The following is a 22400-nucleotide window of genomic DNA, read 5'->3' on the forward strand; positions in this document are numbered from 1 at the left end:
GGAAACTCGTCATTCCGGGTGATATTCGGCAGACTCTTGCCATGGATGTCACCCGGCTCAGTGCGCTCTCTGAAGCCGTTATGGATGTTGCTAAGGGTCAAGACTTAAAGACTTCACTTAAGCGACTAATACAAAATGCAGTTCTCATAACTGACTGTACTTATGGAGCTCTTGGCTCTATTACTCCCGATGGAACTCTTGAAGATTTCACATATGTCGGCATGAGTGATGAAACGGCCGACGAAATCGATACTTTCCCTGAAGGAAAAGGTCTACTTGGGCATTTACTTGCAGTTCCGCAGCCACTGCGTGTCTCAGTAATAAAGGACCATCCATCTTCAGTTGGCTTTCCAAAAGGACATCCTGCGATGTCGGGATTCTTAGGCGTTCCAATTCGAATTCGTAACGAGCTCTACGGAAGTATCTATTTGACACAAAAGCGCAATGGAAGAGATTTCACCGAAGAAGATGAACAACTTGTGGTTGTTTTAGCGTCGGCTGCTGGTGTTGCCATTGATAGTTATCGCGGCCATATTGCACAAAACCAAGTCAGCGTCTTAGCAGAGCGTGAGCGAATAGCTAGAGATTTGCATGACTTAGTTATTCAAAGGCTGTTTGCCTCGGGAATTTCGCTACAGTCGGTTGCGCTGGATCCTTCACTCTCAGCAGAATCTTTAACAAAGATTCAAAGTACGTTGGATAATCTTGATTCAACAGTCCAGCAAATTAGGACTACAATCTTTGCGCTACAAGATAAACATCCCATCGCAGATATTCGAACTTTAATTGTGAGCGAAGTTGCCTCACTAAGTACCACTGCTGGATTCCAAATTTCATACAGTTTCATTGGTCCAATAGACACCGTAATTGGAGAAGAGTTAGCTGGCCAAGTTATTCCAGTTATACGCGAACTTGTTACTAATGCTATTCGACATGCAGATGCTACTAAGATTGACCTTGTAGTACTTGCTAACCAAACGTATTGTGAAATTCGCGTCGTGGATAATGGAAAGGGATATGTTTCAGGTAGGCGCAAGAGCGGGCTCCTAAACCTTGAACGGCGCGCCGTGGCAAGGGGTGGGGAGTTTGAGATTATTAAAGATGGTGCTTCTGGTACTCGAACTATGTGGCGGGCAAGCCTTTAACTTCTACCTACGCTCAATCTCACGGCCATTGCCGCAGCTTGGGTGCGGCGTTCAAGCCCCAATTTTCTAAGAAGTGAAGAAACATAGTTTTTAACTGTCTTTTCGGCCAAGAACATATTTTTTGCAATCTCTCTGTTGGTCATACCCTCGCCAATAAATTCAAGGACGCGTTGTTCTTGATCGGTCAGTTCGTAGATTTCACTAGCGGGGTTTTTATTTTCACGTAGGCGATTAGTCACAGAAGAGATTAACTTCGTATCGAGAAAACTCTCTCCAGCTGCAACCTTACGAATTGAAGCCAGGAGTTCTAAATTCTTTATATCCTTAATTAAATAACCAACAGCCCCTCCAAGTACTGCACCTAGTAGGGCTTCATCATCCTGAAAAGATGTCAACATCAATACCTGCAGGGCAGGTTTCATGGATATAAGCTCTCGGCAGAGTTCAATGCCATTTCCATCTGGCAGGCGCACATCTAAAACTGCTACATCAGCATCTAAAGTTGCAAAATTAACTATTGCATCTTGGCAATTTGCCGCACTTCCGACCACTGACAAATCCTCTTCAGCGTCGATTAGATCTATTAAGCCCTTTCGAACAAGCTCATGATCATCGACGACAAAAACTTTAGTCTGCATTTTTATCCCTTATTAAGCCATGGCCTTCTTTAGGTTTTCATCAATGGATGCCAAGAACTCTTGCGTTGTCTGCCAAGGCGCAGTTTTAGAGATCAGAATCGCTAAATCCTTAGTCATCTTGCCCTGCTCTACAGTTTCGATGCAAACACGCTCAAGCGTTGCACAGAATGCAGCAAGTTCGGAGTTGTTATCTAACTTTGCACGGTGTGCTAAGCCTCGAGTCCAAGCAAAGATTGATGCAATTGGATTTGTTGATGTTGTTTTCCCTTTTTGGTGCTCACGGTAGTGACGAGTCACAGTGCCATGAGCGGCTTCGGACTCGACAATCTTTCCATCTGGAGTCATTAGCACCGATGTCATTAATCCAAGTGAGCCATACCCTTGTGCAACAGTGTCAGATTGGACATCGCCGTCATAGTTCTTGCATGCCCAGACATATCCACCCTCCATGCGAAGTGACATTGCAACCATGTCGTCAATTAAGCGGTGTTCATACCAAATACCTGCAGCATCAAATGCGGTTTTAAATTCGGCTTGGAAAATCTCTTCAAAGATATCTTTGAAGCGGCCGTCATATGCCTTCAGAATTGTGTTCTTAGTCGAGAGATAAACGGGGAAGTTACGGTTAAGTCCGTAGTTAAGGGAAGCGCGCGCGAAATCGCGGATTGAATCATCCATGTTGTACATACCCATTGCAATACCTGAAGATGGGAAATCAAAGACGTTATATTCGACGGGCTTTGAACCATCCGCAGGCACAAATGTCATCGTTAACTTACCGGCACTTGGTACCAAGAAATCAGTGGCACGGTACTGGTCACCGAATGCGTGACGTCCAATAACGATTGGCTTAGTCCAATGAGGAACTAAGCGTGGAACATTACTGATGATGATTGGCTCGCGAAAAATCACACCGCCCAAGATGTTACGAACGGTGCCATTTGGAGATTTCCACATCTTTTTAAGTCCGAACTCCTCAACGCGTGCCTCATCGGGTGTGATAGTTGCGCACTTAACACCTACTCCATGTTTTTGAATAGCATGTGCTGAATCAATCGTTACCTGATCATCGGTTGCATCACGGTTCTCCATACCGAGGTCGTAGTAATCAAGGTTCACATCTAGATAAGGAAGAATTAACGACTCCTTGATGAACTGCCAGATGATGCGAGTCATCTCGTCGCCATCTAGCTCGACTACGGTTCCTTCTACTTTGATCTTGGCCATACGTTGAGCTCCCTATTTAGAGTGTTTGGACATCGGCTTGCTTTGCACGTACCGCTTCAGCGGCGGCTTTAAGAGCGGCTACTTCTACTTCAGTGAGTTCACTTTCAACAACTTTATTAACTCCATTGCGACCAATCTCGGCTTCAACACCAAGATAGACACCAGAGATTCCATACTCACCATCTACCCAAGCACATACCGGCATAACGGCACCTGAATCTTCAATAACAGCTTTTGCCATACGAGCAGCTGCAGCAGAGGGTGCGTAATACGCCGAGCCTGTCTTAAGGAGTGCGACAACTTCGGCGCCACCGTTGCGAGTGCGATCGACTAATTCATCAATCTCTTCCTGAGATAAGAGATTACTGAGTGCTTGTCCATTCACTGTGCAGCGACTTGGAACTGGAACCATCGTGTCACCATGAGATCCCAGAGTAAGAGTTTTAACTGCGCCAACTTTTACGGCAAGTTTTTCAGCCACGAAGTTAGTAAAGCGTGCAGTATCTAGCATCCCTGCTTGACCCATCACGCGGTTCTTAGGAAAACCCGTTGCAAGTTGTGCAAGAGCTGTCATCTCATCGAGTGGATTTGATACAACAATTATTACGGCATTCGGTGAGTGCTTTGCAATATTCTCGGCAACGCCGCGAACTATCCCAGCGTTGACGCCGATTAAATCCATGCGACTCATGCCAGGCTTGCGCGGAAGACCTGCAGTAATAACAACCACGTCAGAGTTTGCCGTTGCCTCATACCCGCCACCTTCGGCAGTAGTTGTGGCACCAATAATCTTTGTCTCAAAACCCTCAATGGATCGAGATTGATTCATATCAAGGGCTAAACCCTCTGGCTTACCGTCGACAATATCGGTGAGAACTACCGTGTCGAAAATATCGTATTCGGCTAATCGAAGTGCGGTTGTTGAACCATAAAAACCTGCACCGACTACTGTGACTTTTCCGCCCATGGCGTACTCCCTCTATTAACTCTGCGTGGCACTAAGCCAACTCTACCGCCCACGAGGAAGTGCAACTGCCAGTACAAATAGAGCGATAGCGATAATGAGTGGAAAATAAAAGTCAAACTTACGTGAACTCCGTGCTTTTAACGCTACACCAGCTGTTCCGATGGCGATAAAAAGTGACCCACCTCGCACGATTCCACCGATACCTAAGGCGATGCCAATGAGTATAGATGCGTTGCTAAGAGCCCCTAAAACGCGGATTTTTAGCTGCATGCATCGACTACATTTTTTATCAACATCGCACGTGTCATAGGACCGACTCCACCTGGCATTGGTGCAACCCACGATGCGACGTTCATGACACCGGGATCCACATCGCCCAGCAAGCCAGCATCGGTACGCGATATTCCAACATCAATTACAACTGCGCCGGCTTTAATCATCTCAGCCTTTAAGAAATGTGCTTGGCCAATCGCTGCAACAATAATGTCGGCGTTCTTGGTGTGGGTGAGCAAATCTTTTGTTCCAGTATGGGTCAAGGTTACAGTTGCATTTTCCTGCTTTCGTGTAAGCAATAATCCAAGTGGTCGACCAACTGTGAGTCCTCGCCCAATTACCGTCACTTCAGCACCTTTGGTACTAATTCCGTAGTGCGTTAAAAGTTCAACAATTCCATGCGGCGTACATGGCAAAGGCGCGTCATAGCCTGAGACCAATCGGCCTAAGTTCATGGGATGCAATCCATCGGCATCTTTAGAGGGATCAATCGCCTCTAGTACTCGTTGGGTATTAATTCCCTTAGGCAAAGGAAGTTGCACAATGTAGCCAGTGCATTCAGATGATGCATTGAGATCTCTAATTGCAGCCATGACATCGGCCTCTGTAGCATCGGCTGAAAGGTCTACACGAATTGAATTAATTCCCACTTCATGACAGTCGCGATGCTTTCCACCTACATAAGAGTGCGAGCCAGGGTCATCGCCGACCAGTACCGTGCCCAGACCCGGTGTGATTCCTCGAGATTTGAGTTCGACTACTCGAACTGCGAGTTGGGATTTAATCGAAGCTGCAAGTGCCTTGCCATCTAGTATCTGTGCGCTCATACGAGCAATCCTATTGCAGCCCTATGCGTGAGAGAAATGGCGTGTACCTGTGAAAAACATCGCAACGCCAGCGCTTTGAGCCGCCTCAATAACTTCCTCATCGCGAACACTTCCACCAGGTTGAACTACGGCACTAATTCCTGCATCAATCAAAATTTGTAGGCCATCGGCAAAGGGGAAGAAGGCATCACTTGCTGCAACCGATCCTTTAACTCGATCCCCTGCGCGTGCCACCGCTAAACGCGCAGAATCGACACGATTAACCTGTCCCATTCCAATTCCAACTGATGCGCCATTTCTGCTCAATACAATTGCATTGCTTTTTACTGCGCGCACCGATCTCCAAGCAAACTCGAGCTCCTTCATGATTTCAGCACTGGCAGGTTCTCCACTGACTTGCTTCCAGTTCGTGGGTGAATCACCTGGCGCATCAATTAAATCCGTGTGTTGCAATAAAATTCCGCCAGATACTGGACGCATCTCAGTTGAAGAAATTTTTGAAACACCACATTGAAGAATTCGAATCGATGGCTTTTTAGCTAGAAGTTCTACAGCACCTGCCTCATAACTCGGTGCTATGACAACCTCGGTAAATATTTCAGAGAGTTGGTTCGCCATTTCCAGAGTAACTTCACGATTAGCTGCAACTACACCACCAAATGCAGAAACTGGATCACAGTCGTGCGCCTTTTTGTGCGCTGTTGCAATATCGCTGGCCGTTGCGATTCCACATGGATTGGCATGCTTGATGATGGCCACACATGGATCTTTGTGATCAAGGGCTGCGCGCCAAGCAGCATCGGCGTCGGTGTAATTATTAAATGACATCTCCTTGCCGTGTAATTGAATGGCCCCGACAATACCGGCAGCTCCACCTGAATAAATCGCGGCGCTTTGATGGGGATTTTCCCCATATCGAAGCGAGTTTTCGCGATGGTAAATGCGACCGAACCAATCAGGTAGTTCTTCACTGTGCCCAAGCCAGTTAGCGATTGCTAAGTCATACTCAGCAGTTGTCCTGAAAGCCTTAAGAGCTAACGCCCGGCGCTCGGCCAAAGTAAATCCACCGGATTTAACTGCATTAATCAACTCGTCGTACTGAGATGTTTGACTAATTACTGCAACTGAGCCGTGATTCTTGGCTGCACCGCGCAACATTGATGGCCCGCCAATATCTATCTGTTCGATACATTCAGCAAAACTGGCCCCTGATGCAATTGTTTGCGCAAAGGGATAGAGATTAATAATGACTAAATCAAATGGATCAATATTTAACTCAGCTATCGCTGCCATGTGGTCGGGGTTATTGTGATCGGCCAAGATTCCGGAGTGCACACGAGGATGTAACGTCTTTACACGTCCACCCATGATTTCCGGGAAACCTGTGTAAGCACTCACTTCTGTTACTGGAATACCTGCTGCTGATAGCGCTGCAGCAGTTGAACCAGTAGAGAGAATTTCGACTCCTGCTTCACCCAATATCTTTCCTATCTCCTGAAGTCGTGTCTTGTCATAGACGCTGACTAGGGCACGGCGTATAGGTTTTAGTTCAGACATGTTGCTCCAGTGTTGGAAGGATTAGGGCGATGGTCGCAATCATGAGACCTCGTTCTACTTTCTTAATTCTCTCATGAAGAGTTCTTTCATCATCATGTGGAAGTACCGGCACCTGCATCTGTGTAATTATCGGTCCAGTGTCGACACCTGCATCAACCCAATGAACAGTTGAACCAGTGGTTAGAACGCCAGCGACTAAAGCATCGCGCACGGCATGAGCCCCAGGAAAATCGGGCAACAGGGAGGGATGAATATTTATGGTCGGAAAACGATTGACAAATTCAGGTGGCAAAATCCGCATGAAGCCTGCACTGACAACTAGATCTGGTTCAAGGGCCGCAGTTTTTTCAATAATTTCGATGTTCCACAGCTCTCGTGAATTACCAACCGGAATGCACTCACTCGGAATTCCAGCGGTTTTCGCTCTCTCTAAAACTTGAGAGGTAATTTGATCACTTAGAACTGCAACAACTTCGATATCTAGCTCGTGGGCATCAATTATTGCCTGAGCAATGGAGCCAGTTCCTGACGCCAAAATTACTAGCCTGCACGCCACTATCGCCTCCCAATTCGTGGAAGATATAGTGCGAGTAAAGCTCCAACTATTAATTCTCCGCTGAGTGCGAGAGTGAATTTCCAGGGTGATACTCCCATGGCAGACATGGCCTCAGTAATTAAGGCTCCGCTTCCAGCATATGCAATAAGTGCGGTGATAACTACTGAAATACACAGTGATTGAATCAGAATTCTGGAACTTAGCGTCACAGTCCAACTTGCAAGTAGCACACCTGATAAAACAATGACTAAAATTCCAAAAAGTGCAAAACGAGATGTGTTGGATGGAAGTGCTCCTAACAATGGAAATGCTGGAATTGAATTGAGGTGATAACTGAGCGGTGAAATTATGGAGCCGGTGCCAATTGCAAAGCCAGCGCCTGAAAAGTAACTAAGTGTGGCGATTACTGCATTTGGGATATAGAGAATGTTAAGAAGTAGAAGTAAGAAGCCTCCTATTATTCCAGGCTCAAGAACCATAGTTAAACTCTTAACAGTAGAGAGATTAATGAAGATTAATGCTCCAAAGACAATTGATGAGATTCCTAATAAGAGTGAAAGTATTCGAGTGCTATAGAAAATCGCCTGTCCGAAAATCAATCGACGGCCCACGCTTGCCGCACTGATCAAAGTTAGTGGAAGCAAGAAAACAGGTGCCAGATACCACATTGGTGTAACTGCCGAGGTTGAACTAAAGAATGCAAAGAGAGTTCCAATGCCACTATAAAGAATGGCAAAAAGTATTCGAGCTGCGGTGAGAAGTGATGGATTTCCATCTAGTCGATCAATGACCCGCGCCACGCCATTTCGAACTGCTAAAACTGGAATTACTAAAGCTCCGAGTGGCAAATAGGATAGAAATCCAGCGGCATTTGCTGGAGGCAGGGAAAGAGTGAATGGAATGTGATGTGCACCCAGCCAAATCCATATCGCGGCGCGTAATGGATCTCCGGTGTTTCCAGTGGCACTACCGGCTGTAGCCCATGCTAGTAAGGCGATAAAAGAGACTGGGAGTAGAACTAACGCAACACTACGCAGTACTTGGGTCAACGTCGACCCAAGTACACGTGCGAACATTTTCTTTAGCGCCCCAAGATTTCGCGCAACAACTGAGCGGTCTCACTGGGAGTTTGGCCGACTTTTACGCCGGCAGCTTCCAGTGCATCTTTCTTTCCCTGTGCAGTTCCAGATGAGCCAGAGACAATTGCACCTGCATGTCCCATTGTTTTGCCTTCAGGGGCAGTAAATCCGGCGACATATCCAACCACGGGCTTAGTTACATAATCTGCAATAAATGCAGCTGCCCGCTCTTCAGCATCGCCACCGATCTCACCAATCATAACAATCGCTGTTGTATCAGGATCATCTTGAAATGCTCGTAGTGCATCGATGTGAGTTGTTCCAATAACGGGATCTCCACCGATTCCAATTGCCGTACTAAAACCGATATCACGAAGCTCGTACATCATTTGGTACGTAAGCGTTCCAGATTTTGAAACCAAGCCGATTGGACCCGCACCCGTAATGTCGGCTGGAATAATTCCAACATTAGATTTCCCAGGACTTATTAATCCAGGACAGTTAGGGCCAATGATGCGTGTAGTTCCTTTGCTTACTGAGTAGGCATAAAAGCTTGCGGTATCGTGAACGGGGATACCCTCTGTAATTACAACTACTAGAGGCATGGCTGAATCAATTGCATCAATGACTGCGGCTTTGGCAAATTTTGGTGGAACAAAAACAACAGAAGTATTTGCCCCTGTCGCACTCATCGCCTGCGCGACAGTGTTAAACACTGGTAGTTGGTGACCATCGATATCAACGATCTGCCCACCTTTGCCTGGCGTCACTCCTCCAACGACCTTAGTTCCGGATGCCAACATACGACGAGTGTGTTTGGTGCCCTCAGAGCCAGTCATGCCTTGAACGATTACAACCGAGTTTTCATCGAGAAAAATTGCCATTTATAACGCCGCCAACTCTGCAGCACGGTCTGCTGCTCCATCCATTGTGTCGACTTGTTCGATTAATGGGTGCCCCGCTTTGGCCAAAATTGCACGACCCTCTAATACATTGTTGCCATCTAAACGAACAACGATGGGTTTGGTAGCTTTAGGACCAAGAAGTTCAAGCGCCTGAACAATTCCAGTTGCAACTTCATCACATGAAGTAATGCCACCAAAGACATTTACGAAAACACTCTTAACATCGCTATCACCGAGAATAATCGAAAGACCATCGGCCATAATCTGAGCCGAAGCACCTCCACCAATATCTAGGAAGTTTGCCGGTAAAACTCCGCCATACTTTTTCCCAGCATATGCAACAACGTCGAGCGTGCTCATTACCAGTCCAGCGCCGTTGCCAATAATTCCAACTTGTCCATCTAGTTTCACATAATTTAAATCTTTCGCCTTCGCGGCTGCTTCTAATTCGTTTGTTGCCTCGTGATCGACCAGAGCCGCATGCTCACTCTGACGGAACTCAGCGTTGTCATCTAAAGTGATTTTCCCATCAAGTGCGATTATTTTTCCATCTTTAGTCTTCACGAGTGGATTGACTTCCACCAAAGTTGCATCCTCAGATTGAAAAACTTCCCAAAGCTTCAACAAAACTTCGGCAACTTGGTCTGCTACATCAAGAGGAAATTTAGCTGCACTAACAATCTCTCGCGCCTTTGCAGCACTAATTCCATCGACTGCGGAAACTGGAATCTTGGCTAATTTTTCAGGAGCGGTGTGAGCCACCTCTTCGATGTCCATTCCACCAGAGACTGAGGCCATAACTAGGAATGTTCGGTTTGAGCGATCAAGGAGAATTGCTAGGTAATACTCGGATTCAATGGGGGCCGCAGCTGCAATCATGACGGTGCGAACTATGTGACCCTTAATGTCCATTCCGAGAATTGCGCCTGCTTTTATCCGCGCATCGGCGGCATCCTCTGCAAGCTTCACACCTCCGGCTTTTCCGCGCCCACCGGTTTTTACTTGTGCCTTCACGACAACTTTTCCACCGATATTTCTTGCGGCTACTTCGGCCTCATCAGGCGTGGTCGCTATAGCTGCAGGTAAAACTGGGACGCCATGCTTTTCAAATAAGTCACGGGCTTGATATTCAAAGAGATCCACAAGTACTCCATATCATGATTAGGGGGTAATCCTAGAGCTTCTCAACGGGTGCATAACGCAGCAGCAATCGCTTCTCGCCATATTGTCCAAATTTAATTGTCGCCTCCGCCTTATCTGCCTCACCTGCCACCGAAATTACGGTGCCTAAACCAAATGTGTCATGTGACACACGTTCTCCGACGCTCAGTTCGATTGAGGAAATTTTCTTGCCAGTTGCGCGCGGCGGCGGTGACGCTGCAACTCGAGATCGCTTTATCAACGATGGTGACAGCGACGTTGAACTCTCATTGCGCCATTCAATTACATCTTCCGGTATTTCATCTAAAAAACGTGACGGCGGATTGTAATTTGGTGCACCCCATGTTGAGCGATATTGCGCACGTGAAATATAAAGCCGTTCTCGTGCCCGAGTTAAGCCTACGTAAGCTAGGCGTCGCTCTTCCTCAACCTCGTCCTTTTCGTCAAGAGTTCGAGAGTGTGGAAATACTCCATCTTCCATTCCAGTTAAAAATACTGTTGGGAATTCAAGACCTTTAGCCGTATGTAAAGTCATCATTGTTACAACTCCACCATGGTCATCACCTTCTGGAATCTCGTCAGCATCGGCAACTAAGGAGACCTTTTCCAAGAAGCCTGCCAATGAAATCTCTTCATCTTCAATTAGCTCTTCAAACTCGCGCTCCTCGTACTCCATAGAAACCGCCACTAATTCCCTTAAATTCTCAACACGGACCTCATCTTGAGGGTCGGTGCTATCGGCTAACTCCTTCAATAAACCTGATTGTTCGAGTGCCGCCTCAACGATTACCGATGGTCGCGTCTTAGCTTCAACTAAAACGTGGAGAGCGCTAATCATTGATGTAAACTCTTGAATCGATTGCGCTGCACGTGCTGATAACCCTGGTGCCTCTGAATATCTAAGCAAACCCTCCCAAAAAGATATTCCTTGCGCTCTTGCAAATTGATCCACATAATCTAGAGATGTATCGCCGATTCCACGTTTAGGTAGATTAATGATTCTGCGGAGGGAAACCTCATCCTCTAAGTTAGCTAACACCCTTAGATATGCCAATAAATCCTTAACTTCGCGACGTTCATAGAATCGTAATCCACCAACGACTTTATATGGCAACGCTCCACGCATAAATACTTCTTCAAAGACGCGTGATTGTGCATTCGTGCGATAAAAAATTGCGGTCTCCCCTGGCCGTGATTTTCCATCTCGTTGGAGCTCTCGAATTTCATCGGCAACAAATCTGGCTTCGTCGTGTTCATTTTCTGCCACATAACCGGTAAGGAGTGCGCCCGAACCCGAATCTGTCCAGAGGTTTTTCTCCTTTCGGCTCACGTTTTTCGTTATAACGGCATTTGCAGCGTTGAGAATGTTTTGTGTCGATCTATAATTTTGCTCAAGTAAAACCGTAGTCGCATTTGGATAATCGAGTTCGAACTGCAAGATATTTCGAATTGTCGCGCCACGAAAGCCATAAATAGATTGATCTGCATCTCCAACCACACACAACTCTGCTGGCGCCAATCCCTCATTAACATTTCCAACTAACTCTTTAACCAAAATGTACTGCGCATGGTTTGTATCTTGATACTCATCAACTAACACATGGCGAAAGCGAGACCTATAGCGGGCTTTTGCCTCGGGAAACCGCTGTAAAACCTCTACCGTCTTTAAAATCAAATCATCAAAATCCATTGCATTGGAACGTTGTAAACGTTGCTGGTAAATGCTGTAGACATCGGCCACAACCTGTTCAAAGGTATTGCTTGTTGCATTTAAATAATCCTGAGGTCCCATAAGTTCATTTTTTGCATTCGAAATTATTGCTTGAAATTGTCGTGCTGGATAGCGTTTCGAATCCAAATTTAACTCTTTAGCTACGATCGTCACTAATCGAAGTGAATCAGCAGAGTCATAGATTGAAAATGAATTGCTATACCCCAGCCGCATCGCCTCTTGTCGCAAGATGCGGACGCAGGCAGAGTGAAAGGTCGAAACCCACATCGATTGGGCAACTGGACCAACTAATTCGCCGACGCGTGCTTTCATCTCTCCGGCCGCCTTATTAGTAAATGTAATTGCTAAAATTTGATAAGAGGCTACATTTCGATGGGACATTAAATAAGCAATACGACGTGTGAGAACTCGGGTCTTTCCAGAGCCGGCTCCAGCGACAACCAATAAAGGGCCTCCCGCATGAGTAACTGCGGCGATCTGTGCGGGGTTGAGTTCTGATAATAAGTTTTCAGCGCTCTCCATGAGCCTAAGTCTATTAGGCTACGACAATGGAACCGATCGCCGATAGTGAGATCAAACGAGTTTTGGTCATTAGCGCCCACCCTGATGATTCAGATTTTGGTGCCTCTGGAACAATTGCCCAATGGGTTAAAAAAGGGATTGAAGTCGCCTACGTCTTTTGTACAAATGGTGATCAAGGTGGCGAAGAATCTGGATTTACTAAAGAAGAGATGCCAGCAATTCGTCAACGTGAACAGCGCGAGGCTGGCGCAGCCATTGGCGTGACAGATATTACTTTCCTCAATTACGTTGATGGTCACTTAGAGCCGACAATTAGTCTACGAAAAGATTTAGTCCGACAGATTCGAATCTCCCAACCTGATCGCTTGGTCTGCCAAAGTCCAGAACGTAATTGGGATCGTATTGGTGCTAGCCATCCAGACCATTTAGCAGCTGGTGAGGCTGCCATTCAAGCTGTTTACCCAGATGCACGTAACCCTTTTGCATTTACCGATCTGCTTCATGAAGAATCTCTTGCGCCGTGGCGAGTTAAAGAGGTTTGGGTAACTGCTTTTGCAAACCCAGATCACTTTGTAGACATCACCGATACATTTGATTTAAAGATGAAAGCTCTGCATTCTCATGCATCACAGACCGCCCACAATCAGAATTTAGAGGACATGGTTCGTGAGTGGGGTCAACGCAACGCTCTTGCTGCTGGGTTTGCAGAAGGTCGCATCGCTGAAGCCTTCAAAATAGTTAATACAAATTAGCGAACTCTTACTTTAGTAAGTGCAATCTTTGTATTAGGTGTTCCATCTGCCCCGCCTCCTTTGACTCCGGCTTTAGCGATTGCTTGTACGATCTCTAAACCTTTTGTAATCTTTCCCCAAATTGTGTAATCAGGACCTAATGTTGTGTCGGCAAATACTAGAAAAAATTGGCTTCCATTAGTGCCCGGTCCTGAGTTAGCCATTGCAACCGTGCCGGCTGGATAGTTGTTGAGCGCATTAACCGGAAGATTTTCATCGGGATATGAGAACCCTGGACCACCCGAGCCAGTTGCAGTTGGGTCGCCACACTGTAAAACGTAGATTCCCGCAGTTGTAAGGCGATGACACAAAGAGCCATCAAAGTAGCCGGCTTTGGCAAGTGTGGACATTTCAGTGAGCGTCCAAGGTGCTTTTTTTCCTACGCTTGTAATGACAATCGTTCCACAATTAGTATTAAGCGTAAAAGTTTTAGGAAGTTTAGTGAACGGTTTTGCAATTGGCTTTACTACTTTTGGAGTATGACCTATTGCTTTAGTCGCGACACATTTAACTGGCGTCGATTTCTGTGCAGCATTAACTGCAACTACTGAAGTCGTTAAAGCAAGAGTAAGAGAAATACACACTATTAAAATTCTTTTCATGGTCATTCCCATTCGATAGTTCCGGGTGGTTTACTGGTTATATCTAACACGACTCTATTGACTTCTCGCACCTCGTTGGTAATTCGCGTCGAAATTTTCTCAAGAATTTCATAGGGAACTCTCGACCAATCCGCAGTCATGGCATCTTCACTGGAAACAGGCCGCAAAACGATGGGATGTCCATATGTACGACCATCACCCTGCACGCCGACCGACCGAACTTCAGCTAATAAAACAACTGGGCACTGCCAAATATCACGATCTAGACCCGCCGCCTTCAATTCAAAGCGGGCGATTGAATCGGCCTCACGCAGAAGATCCAAACGCTCTTGCGTTACTTCGCCGACAATTCTGATTCCAAGTCCTGGCCCAGGAAATGGTTGGCGCCATACGATTTCTTGCGGCAGGCCGAGCTCAATTCCCACCTGGCGAACTTCATCTTTAAACAAGGAGCGAAGTGGCTCGACTAATGTGAATGTGAGATCATCAGGCAAACCACCAACATTGTGGTGAGATTTAATATTTGCAGTGCCAGTTCCACCACCAGACTCAACTACATCTGGATAAAGCGTACCTTGAACTAAAAACTCTACTTCCCCACCTGATGCGATATCGCGAGCTGCTTTTTCAAATGCCCGAATAAACTCGCGTCCAATTATCTTTCGTTTTTCTTCTGGATCAACTACGCCTTTGAGTGCACTCAAGAAAACCTCTTTGGCATCTACGACAACAAGGTTGACTCCAGTGGAGGCAACAAAATCACGTTCAACTTGCTCGGCTTCGCCTTTGCGAAGCAAGCCGTGATCAACAAATACGCACGTTAATTGGGTTCCTACGGCACGCTGAATTATTGCAGCTGCAACGGCTGAATCCACGCCACCAGATAAGCCACAAATTACGCGCTTATCTCCAATTTGCGCCTTTGCTTTAGCAACTTCTGTTTCGGCAATATTTGTAGTTGTCCACGTCGCATCACATTTAGCAATATTTACTAGCCAATTCTGCAAGATCTCTTGGCCATGCTCAGAGTGCAGTACTTCCGGGTGAAACTGGACTCCGGCTATTTCACCAGTTGCATTTTCAAATGCGGCGATTGGAGTATCCGCAGTTGTTGCACAGACAATAAAATCGGATGGGGCGCTCGTAACTGCATCTCCATGTGACATCCATACGTTTTGCTGTGCCGGAAGTTTTGCAAAGATTTTTGTTGATTGTAAAACTTGCACTTCAGTGCGGCCAAACTCCGATTTTCCTGTTTGACTCACAACGCCGCCGAGAGCCGCGGCCATCACTTGAAATCCATAGCAGATTCCAAAAATAGGAATACCCAAGGAAAAGATAGCGGCATCGAAATCCGGCGCATTTTCGGCATACACACTCGATGGCCCACCTGACAAGATAATTGCGGATGGATTCTTAGAACCTATCTCTGCCGCCGAAATTGTCGATGGAACGATTTCGCTATACACATTGGCCTCGCGAACACGGCGCGCAATGAGTTGGGCATATTGCGCCCCGAAATCGACTACTAATACGCCACGATCATTAGGCACGATGAATAAGTACCTCTACGCGCTGGAACTCTTTAACATCGGAGTAACCGCAGGTAGCCATTGCGCGGCGGAGTGCGCCAAATAAGTTCATTGAACCATCTGAAGTTCGTGAAGGTCCAAGTAAAATCTCCTTAAGTGTTCCAACCGTGCCGACCGGCACACGTTCTCCACGTGGCAATACTTGGTGATGTGCCTCTGATCCCCAATGCCAGCCAAGTCCAGGTGCTTCCGTCGCCTTAGCAAGTGGGGATCCCATCATGACGGCATCTGCTCCACAGGCAATCGCCTTTGCGATGTCACCGCTTCGGCCAACTGCCCCATCTGCAATTACATGAACGTATCGCCCACCAGACTCATCTAGATATTCACGTCGTGCCGATGCAACTTCAGCAACTGCCGAAGCCATGGGTACTTCGATTCCTAAGACTTTACGTGTTGTGTGTGTTGCGCCGCCGCCGAAACCCACTAATACACCAGCAGCACCTGCACGCATTAAGTGAAGTGCCGCCGTCGCCGTAGCTACGCCGCCCACTATCACGGGAACGTCGAGTTCATAAATAAATTTCTTAAGATTTAGCGCTTCGGATTCAGCGGCAACATGTTCGGCGCTGACCGTTGTTCCGCGGATAATAAAAATATCAACACCTGCATCAATAACGGCTTTGTGGAGTTGAACTGTACGTGCTGGAGAAAGTGAGGCTGCAACTGTGACGCCAGCAGCTCGAATCTGCTGTATTCGCTCCTTAATAAGCTCAGGTTTGATTGGTTCGTTATAAATCTCTTGCATTCGTTGAGTCGCATGCTTGTCTGGCATTGAGGCAATTTCTCCCAGCGGAATACGCGGATCTTCATAGCGAGTCCACAGACCCTCAAGGTTTAAAACTCCTACGCCACCGAGGCGGCCTATTTCAATAGCAGTCTCTGGAGATACGACAGAGTCCATTGGGGCTGCAAGCATCGGTAAATCGAATTTGTACGCATCGATTTGCCAAGCCGTAGAGACCTCTTCTGGGTCACGTGTGCGACGACTTGGGACAATTGCTATGTCATCAAAAGAGTAAGCGGTTCGAGCGCGCTTTCCGTGTGCAATCTCAACTTCGCTCATGTGCGACCTCTCGTTTGATAATTAGGGGCATCGGCTACGTGTGCCACATCGTGTGGATGGCTCTCTTGCAGACCCGCTGCAGTGATTTGAATTAATCGTCCTTCACGGCGCAGAGTTTGAATATCTGGAGCACCCGCATATCCCATTCCTGAACGAAGTCCACCAACTAGTTGATGCACAACATCTTCAACACTTCCGCGAAAAATTACTTTGCCCTCAATTCCTTCGGGGACTAATTTATCTTCCGATAAAACATCGTCTTGCATATAGCGATCCTTTGAATAGGATTTTTGTTCACCGCGCGATTGCATTGCACCAAGTGAACCCATACCTCTATACGCCTTGTACTTGACTCCATTTATTTCAACAAGCTCACCTGGAGATTCTTGGCATCCTGCGAGCAATGAACCAAGCATGACGGAATTAGCCCCAGCAACAATAGCTTTAACTATGTCACCTGAGTATTGAAGTCCACCATCGGCGATTAAAGGTATGCCCGCTTTATTGCATGCCTTAGCAGCCTCCATAATTGCAGTTATTTGTGGCACTCCAACACCTGCAACAACTCTGGTTGTGCAAATTGAACCTGGTCCAACTCCAACTTTTACTGCATCTGCACCGGCGTTAATGAGTGCTTGTGCACCCGCTCGCGTTGCTACATTGCCGCCAATAATCTGAATCATTGGCGCGAATTTCTTTATTCGTGAAATTGCTTCGAGTACTGCTCGATGGTGACCATGGGCGGTATCGACAACAACTACATCTACACCGGCTTCAATCAAGGCTTGTGCGCGTGCAAATCCATCGTCGCCAACGCCTACTGCAGCTCCTGCTAAGCCAACGTTCTTAACTAATTTTACGTGCGTTACTTGATCGGCGATTGGCAAGTTGCGATGGATAATTCCGATTCCGCCGACTTTAGCCATAGCGATAGCCATTGCAGATTCAGTAACGGTATCCATCGCCGATGAAATTAAAGGAACGGCAATTGAAATGGTGCGAGTTAATTGAGTGGTTGTGTCGACTTCTGAGGGAACAACATCAGATGCATCTGGAAGAAGCAGCACGTCGTCATAGGTCAGGCCAAGCATTGCGACTTTATCGTTCTCGCTCAATGCGCCTCCTCATTTGTGCAGTTCGTGAAGGTGCGAAGTCTATCGGGGCTTTAAACTCCTACGGCACGCTCGATTTCAAGGCAGGCCTGTGATAAATCCTCAACTAGCACAACCCCCGTGCATGTATTGCGATCCCACCCTGGTCCGCCGAGGACAATTCTTGGAGTGGGGCGGACTGCCGGTAGTTCTCGAAAGAACTCAGGTAGTGCATTTTCCTCCAACTGAGCCCAGAGAAAAATTGCCGGAGGCGCGAAGCGAGTTACCATTCCTGAAATTGCTTCTAGTGGTGTTCGCGGGCCTAAGAAATGGCTTTCAATTCTTCGCTCTGCTAACGCAGCAGCTAAAGCGTGAAGTGCCAAACAATGTAGCTCATCTCCTACAGCAGCTAGGAGAACTGGGCGCGCATTAATTGGTTTATTGGCCGCTTGAACACACTCGCGGAGAATACGTTTCAATATCTCAGTTAATAAGTGTTCAACATCAATGCCTTTACCAGTCTCCTCCCAATTTTTTCCGACTAAAACAAGGACAGGGGTAATGACTTGTGTCCAGGTTGAGTCCACGCCATATGTGGCCAAATCTCTTCTCAATTCGTTTTCAATAAACTCTATGTCAAAATTGTGGGCAGCTTTATGAATGGCCACAACTAACTCATCGCGAGCTTCATACTCATGGCAAATCACTTCACAACTTTCTTCAATTTGTTGGGAGTTAGCCCTATCAGCTGCTTCGCTTGGTGCAACACCTGTTGAGATGAGCCGACGCATCATCATTAACTTTGCTACGTCCAATGGGCAGTACCGTCGATGCTCTCCACTCACATGCAGCGATGGCCCGAGTCCATAACGCCTATCCCACGTGCGCAGAGTCGAGGGGGCTACTCCTAGGCGGCGTGCTACAGCCGCTACTGTCAGGAGCTCCTCGTTGATCGCCATGTGCTTATCGTTGCGCTAAGTGGGCCTACACACCACTCCAAAACAGAGCCTTTGAAGAAGGTATGGCTCGAATTGGCTTGAACAACCTACGGCGCGGTTGTATAGTCAGGGCATGGCTGAACTATCGAGATTACCCCGCCCCGTTGCCGATGAATGGGAGTGGCAGTATGAGGGTCTTTGTCGAGATCTTCCGACCGAGATGTTTTTTCATCCCGACGGCGAACGTGGACCTCGTCGCCGTCACCGCGAAAATACCGCCAAAGCTATTTGCGCAACCTGTCCCGTGATGCTGGCTTGTCGCACACATGCACTCGCCGTGCAAGAGCCTTATGGAATTTGGGGTGGTCTATCTGAAGATGATCGCTTAAACATAATTGGAAGGGATCTAAACCCTGAAATTTCACACGCCTCATAAATTTAAATCCTTTTAAAGATTTAACTCTCCTCCTGAGTTAAGAGAAAAACCCCCGCAGAGAAAAATCTGCGGGGGTTTTTGTTGTGCTACGTATTAGTGTGAGTGTCCACCTGGACCATGTGAGTGGCCACTGCCACCTGCATCGGCTGGTGCATCTGCTGGGCGCTCGAATACAACGGCCTCCGTTGTAATGAACATTGCCGCAATCGATGCTGCGTTTGCAAGTGCTGAACGGGTTACCTTTACTGGATCGATGACACCATCTTTTGCAAGATCGCCATAAACATCAGTTGCCGCATTAAAGCCTTCGTTATCTTTCATTGCGCGGACTTTAGCTACAACAACGTAGCCCTCAAGTCCTGCATTCTCTGCAATCCAACGAAGTGGCTCATCGCATGCTTTGCGAACTAAGCGAACTCCAACGGCCTTATCTCCAGTGAATCCTAGGTCACCCTCTAGAACATCGGCTGCATGCACTAGGGCAGCGCCTCCGCCAACGACAATTCCCTCTTCAACTGCAGCACGTGTTGCAGAGATTGCATCTTCAAGACGGTGCTTCTTCTCATTGAGTTCGACCTCAGTGTGTGCACCAACTTTAATAACGCAGACTCCACCAGCAAGCTTTGCTACACGCTCTTGCAACTTCTCTTTATCCCATGAGGAGTCAGAGTTTTCAATCTCTTTGCGAAGTTCGTTAACTCGGCCGGCAACTGCCGCCTTGTCTCCAGCACCTTCAACGATTGTTGTTGCATCCTTAGAAACCACAATACGGCGAGCGCGACCGAGATCTTCCAGAGTGACTGCATCAAGCTTCATTCCAACCTCTGCTGAAATAACCTGTCCTCCGGTCAGAGTTGCAATATCTTGCAACATTGCCTTGCGGCGATCGCCAAAGCCTGGTGCCTTAACTGCTGCCGATGCAAAGACTCCACGCATCCGGTTTACTACCAAAGTTGAGAGAGCTTCTCCCTCAATATCATCGGCAATAATTAACAGTGGTTTTGATGAAGCCGAAACCTTTTCAAGAATTGGAAGTAAGTCTGCAAGGGCTGAGATTTTCCCGGCCGAGATAAGCACGTAAGCATCTTCAAGGATTGCCTCCATGCGATCTTGATCGGTCACGAAGTATGGAGAGATGTAGCCCTTATCGAACTGCATTCCCTCGGTGAACTCGAGATCTAAGCCAGTAGTTGAAGCTTCCTCAACAGTGATTACGCCATCTTTGCCGACTCTCTCAAAAGCCTCTGAGATTAACTCTCCAATTGCACGATCTTGCGCGGAGATAGTTGCAACATCTGCAATCTGTGCTTTTCCATTGACTTTAGTTGCTTGTGCGCTAAGTTTTTCAGAGACTGCAGCTACTGCCGCTTCAATTCCAGCTTTAATATCCATTGGCTGTGCGCCAGCGGCTAAGTTGCGGATACCCTCTTTAACCATTGCTTGTGCAAGGACTGTTGCAGTTGTTGTTCCGTCGCCGGCAACGTCATTAGTCTTTGTTGCAACTTCTTTAACTAACTGAGCGCCCATGTTTTCAACTGGATCAGAGAGTTCAATCTCTTTAGCAATTGTTACGCCATCGTTTGTGATGACTGGAGCACCATAAGATTTTGCGATTACGACGTTTCGACCTTTAGGTCCAAGCGTTACCTTGACAGTGTCGGCAAGAATATTGACGCCACGCTCCATCGCACGACGTGCGTGGTCATCGAATTGAAGGGACTTTCCCATCTACTTCTCGATTACAGCGAGAATGTCGCGAGCTGAAAGCACCAAGAGATCATCTCCGCCGTGCTTGATTTCAGTTCCGCCGTACTTGCTGTACAAAACAACGTCGCCAACTTTTACATCCATTGGAACGCGAACGCCGTCATCAAAGCGACCTGGTCCAACGGCGAGAACTACGCCCTCTTGTGGCTTCTCTTTTGCTGTATCTGGGATTACAAGACCTGACGCTGTTGTTGTCTCAGCCTCATTAGTCTTAATAACGATGCGATCTTCTAGTGGCTTAATTGCCATGTGTTTAGCTCCTCTTGTGCGTTGTTTTCCTCGTGCAGGCCCGTTAGCAGTGTGGACCCGTGAGTGCTAACGCCAACTCTAGGCGAGCATATTCCCGCCAGCAAATCGGAGAATTCAGTCAAAATGTACATATAAATATTAATACTGTACATTTTTCCCATGACCACTATTCCACTAAGCGATGCCCGCCGTGAGCTTCCATCTCTGATTGACCAGGCTCAAACCGAGGCAATTACCATTTCACGTCATGGAGTTCCAGCAGCGGTAGTTGTGAGCCCTTCACGCTACGAGGAGCTCCTATCCGCACTTGAAGACATGGAAGACCTTGCCTCGATCGAGGCCTCCCTTAGAGACACTTCCCCATCAATTCCTTGGAATCAAGTGAAGAGTGAACTCGGTTTGGTGTGAGCCATTTCAAGATTGAATTTAAAGCAGTTGCACGAAAATCGTTAGAGAAATTAGAGAAACAAGATCAGTTAAGAATTTACGCGGCCATTGAATTATTGGGAGATAACCCGCGGCCTCCTCTTGCGGTCAAAATTAAGGGTAGCGATTACTTTCGAGTCCGTGTTGGCGACTACCGAATTCTCTACTCAATAGATTCAGGTCGCTTGATAATTCTGATAATCGATTTAGGACATCGCCGAGAGATATATAGAACAGTCAATTAACTCTGTATTGAAATCGTTGTTACTGGCAGGCTGGAATCGGCGTCAAAGGCGATAGGGCTGGGTGCTCGGCCAGCGGCGACCATAAGCGCACCGAGGGCGGCGACCATTGCACCGTTGTCGGTACACAGACCAGGGGCTGGAATCCTAAGGCGGATGCCGGCCTTTTCGCAGCGCGCCTCGGCCACTGCTCGAAGTCGTGAGTTAGCGGCGACTCCCCCGGCGATTACAAGAGAATCGATACCTGAAGCTTTACAGGCAGCCAGAGATTTAAGAAGTAGAACATCAACAATCGCCTCTTGAAAAGATGCTGCGACATTGGCCTTTGCATAATCGGGTGTGGCTTCTAAATATCTCGCAACGGCGGTTTTTAATCCAGAGAATGAAAAATCAAATGGCCGAGATTGCCAATCATTAGATGTTGTAAGGCCGCGAGGAAAATTAATGAATTCGGCATCACCGGTTTTAGCGAGTGTGTCAATAGCTGGGCCGCCTGGAAACCCTAACTTCATCACACGTGCAATTTTATCGAAGGCTTCACCCGCGGCATCATCCATCGTTGCCCCAAGTTTGATAATTGATCCAGTGATGTCATCGACTTGCAAAAGTGA

General features: G+C 47.2%; 24 protein-coding genes. 5 read left to right on the forward strand and 19 right to left on the reverse strand.

The window, feature by feature from the left end:
- Window positions 1–41 precede the first annotated feature (41 nt).
- Window positions 42–1145 (forward strand): GAF domain-containing protein, encoded by a 1104-nt coding sequence (locus Q8K48_01655; GenBank protein MDP1851102.1) that lies wholly within the window; start codon window positions 42–44, stop codon window positions 1143–1145.
- Here the strand turns inward: Q8K48_01655 and Q8K48_01660 are convergent.
- Genes Q8K48_01660 through pcrA form a run of 11 tightly spaced genes read right to left on the reverse strand, consistent with a single transcriptional unit; the run spans window position 1142 to window position 12589 of the window.
- Entirely contained in the window at window positions 1142–1783 is a 642-nt protein-coding gene (locus Q8K48_01660; GenBank protein MDP1851103.1) for a response regulator transcription factor, read from the reverse strand. The two genes, Q8K48_01655 and Q8K48_01660, sit on opposite strands and share 4 nt — an antisense overlap.
- A 12-nt stretch (window positions 1784–1795) precedes the next feature.
- On the reverse strand, window positions 1796–3010 hold the full coding sequence (locus tag Q8K48_01665; GenBank protein MDP1851104.1) for an NADP-dependent isocitrate dehydrogenase: 1215 nt from the start codon (window positions 3008–3010) through the stop codon (window positions 1796–1798).
- A 16-nt stretch (window positions 3011–3026) separates the two neighbouring features.
- Entirely contained in the window at window positions 3027–3977 is a 951-nt protein-coding gene (mdh, locus tag Q8K48_01670; protein ID MDP1851105.1) for a malate dehydrogenase, read from the reverse strand.
- A gap of 42 nt (window positions 3978–4019) precedes the next feature.
- Window positions 4020–4247, reverse strand: a complete 228-nt coding sequence (locus Q8K48_01675; protein ID MDP1851106.1) for a hypothetical protein — start codon at window positions 4245–4247, stop codon at window positions 4020–4022.
- On the reverse strand, window positions 4238–5077 hold the full coding sequence (locus Q8K48_01680) for a bifunctional methylenetetrahydrofolate dehydrogenase/methenyltetrahydrofolate cyclohydrolase (GenBank protein MDP1851107.1): 840 nt from the start codon (window positions 5075–5077) through the stop codon (window positions 4238–4240). The genes Q8K48_01675 and Q8K48_01680 overlap by 10 nt, the downstream gene beginning before the upstream one ends.
- Window positions 5078–5098: 21 nt before the next feature.
- Window positions 5099–6634, reverse strand: coding sequence for a bifunctional phosphoribosylaminoimidazolecarboxamide formyltransferase/IMP cyclohydrolase (gene purH / locus Q8K48_01685; protein ID MDP1851108.1), 1536 nt, complete (start codon window positions 6632–6634; stop codon window positions 5099–5101).
- Window positions 6627–7190, reverse strand: coding sequence for a phosphoribosylglycinamide formyltransferase (purN, locus tag Q8K48_01690; GenBank protein ID MDP1851109.1), 564 nt, complete (start codon window positions 7188–7190; stop codon window positions 6627–6629). Before purN ends, purH begins: the two co-directional genes overlap by 8 nt.
- Window positions 7190–8266 carry a DUF6350 family protein gene (locus Q8K48_01695; protein ID MDP1851110.1) on the reverse strand — a complete coding sequence of 359 codons (1077 nt, stop codon included), beginning with the start codon at window positions 8264–8266 and terminating at the stop codon, window positions 7190–7192. Before Q8K48_01695 ends, purN begins: the two co-directional genes overlap by 1 nt.
- Before the next feature lie 5 nt (window positions 8267–8271).
- Window positions 8272–9153, reverse strand: a complete 882-nt coding sequence (gene sucD, locus Q8K48_01700) for a succinate--CoA ligase subunit alpha (GenBank protein MDP1851111.1) — start codon at window positions 9151–9153, stop codon at window positions 8272–8274.
- The gene (gene sucC, locus Q8K48_01705; protein MDP1851112.1) at window positions 9154–10317 is read right to left on the reverse strand and encodes an ADP-forming succinate--CoA ligase subunit beta; all 1164 of its coding nucleotides are present in this window, start codon (window positions 10315–10317) and stop codon (window positions 9154–9156) included.
- A gap of 31 nt (window positions 10318–10348) precedes the next feature.
- Window positions 10349–12589, reverse strand: coding sequence for a DNA helicase PcrA (pcrA, locus tag Q8K48_01710; GenBank protein ID MDP1851113.1), 2241 nt, complete (start codon window positions 12587–12589; stop codon window positions 10349–10351).
- A gap of 26 nt (window positions 12590–12615) precedes the next feature.
- On the opposite strand from pcrA, the gene Q8K48_01715 reads away from it, so the two are divergent.
- Window positions 12616–13341 carry a PIG-L deacetylase family protein gene (locus Q8K48_01715; protein ID MDP1851114.1) on the forward strand — a complete coding sequence of 242 codons (726 nt, stop codon included), beginning with the start codon at window positions 12616–12618 and terminating at the stop codon, window positions 13339–13341.
- On the opposite strand, the gene Q8K48_01720 is transcribed toward Q8K48_01715, so the two are convergent.
- From Q8K48_01720 to Q8K48_01740, 5 genes are read right to left on the reverse strand one after another with little or no spacing between them, the layout of a single operon-like run.
- Window positions 13338–13982 (reverse strand): peptidylprolyl isomerase, encoded by a 645-nt coding sequence (locus tag Q8K48_01720; GenBank protein ID MDP1851115.1) that lies wholly within the window; start codon window positions 13980–13982, stop codon window positions 13338–13340. The genes Q8K48_01715 and Q8K48_01720 overlap by 4 nt on opposite strands.
- Window positions 13983–13984: 2 nt before the next feature.
- On the reverse strand, window positions 13985–15535 hold the full coding sequence (gene guaA, locus Q8K48_01725; protein ID MDP1851116.1) for a glutamine-hydrolyzing GMP synthase: 1551 nt from the start codon (window positions 15533–15535) through the stop codon (window positions 13985–13987).
- Window positions 15528–16640 carry a GuaB3 family IMP dehydrogenase-related protein gene (locus tag Q8K48_01730; GenBank protein ID MDP1851117.1) on the reverse strand — a complete coding sequence of 371 codons (1113 nt, stop codon included), beginning with the start codon at window positions 16638–16640 and terminating at the stop codon, window positions 15528–15530. Before Q8K48_01730 ends, guaA begins: the two co-directional genes overlap by 8 nt.
- Window positions 16637–17755: an IMP dehydrogenase gene (locus Q8K48_01735; GenBank protein ID MDP1851118.1), complete on the reverse strand. Its 1119-nt coding sequence runs from the start codon at window positions 17753–17755 to the stop codon at window positions 16637–16639. The genes Q8K48_01730 and Q8K48_01735 overlap by 4 nt, the downstream gene beginning before the upstream one ends.
- A gap of 50 nt (window positions 17756–17805) precedes the next feature.
- Complete coding sequence (locus tag Q8K48_01740) at window positions 17806–18690, reverse strand: MerR family transcriptional regulator (GenBank protein MDP1851119.1); 885 nt, start codon at window positions 18688–18690, stop codon at window positions 17806–17808.
- A gap of 112 nt (window positions 18691–18802) precedes the next feature.
- Here Q8K48_01740 and Q8K48_01745 point away from each other — a divergent pair, with 112 nt between their 5' ends.
- Complete coding sequence (locus tag Q8K48_01745; protein ID MDP1851120.1) at window positions 18803–19105, forward strand: WhiB family transcriptional regulator; 303 nt, start codon at window positions 18803–18805, stop codon at window positions 19103–19105.
- Window positions 19106–19198: 93 nt separating this feature from the next.
- Here Q8K48_01745 and groL read toward each other — a convergent pair whose 3' ends face one another.
- Together groL and groES are read right to left on the reverse strand one after the other, a co-directional pair.
- The gene (gene groL / locus Q8K48_01750) at window positions 19199–20833 is read right to left on the reverse strand and encodes a chaperonin GroEL (GenBank protein ID MDP1851121.1); all 1635 of its coding nucleotides are present in this window, start codon (window positions 20831–20833) and stop codon (window positions 19199–19201) included.
- Window positions 20834–21121: a co-chaperone GroES gene (groES, locus tag Q8K48_01755; GenBank protein MDP1851122.1), complete on the reverse strand. Its 288-nt coding sequence runs from the start codon at window positions 21119–21121 to the stop codon at window positions 20834–20836.
- Between the two features lie 159 nt (window positions 21122–21280).
- On the opposite strand from groES, the gene Q8K48_01760 reads away from it, so the two are divergent.
- Window positions 21281–21529, forward strand: a complete 249-nt coding sequence (locus tag Q8K48_01760; GenBank protein MDP1851123.1) for a type II toxin-antitoxin system Phd/YefM family antitoxin — start codon at window positions 21281–21283, stop codon at window positions 21527–21529.
- The gene (locus Q8K48_01765; protein MDP1851124.1) at window positions 21526–21792 is read left to right on the forward strand and encodes a type II toxin-antitoxin system RelE/ParE family toxin; all 267 of its coding nucleotides are present in this window, start codon (window positions 21526–21528) and stop codon (window positions 21790–21792) included. The genes Q8K48_01760 and Q8K48_01765 overlap by 4 nt, the downstream gene beginning before the upstream one ends.
- Here the strand turns inward: Q8K48_01765 and Q8K48_01770 are convergent.
- Window positions 21789–22400, reverse strand: a 612-nt coding sequence (locus tag Q8K48_01770; protein MDP1851125.1) for a tRNA (adenosine(37)-N6)-threonylcarbamoyltransferase complex transferase subunit TsaD, incomplete at its 5' end; no start/stop codon positions are given. The two genes, Q8K48_01765 and Q8K48_01770, sit on opposite strands and share 4 nt — an antisense overlap.

Origin of the sequence: Candidatus Planktophila sp. (genome assembly GCA_030681675.1) — a bacterium.
GTDB lineage: Bacteria > Actinomycetota > Actinomycetes > Nanopelagicales > Nanopelagicaceae > Planktophila.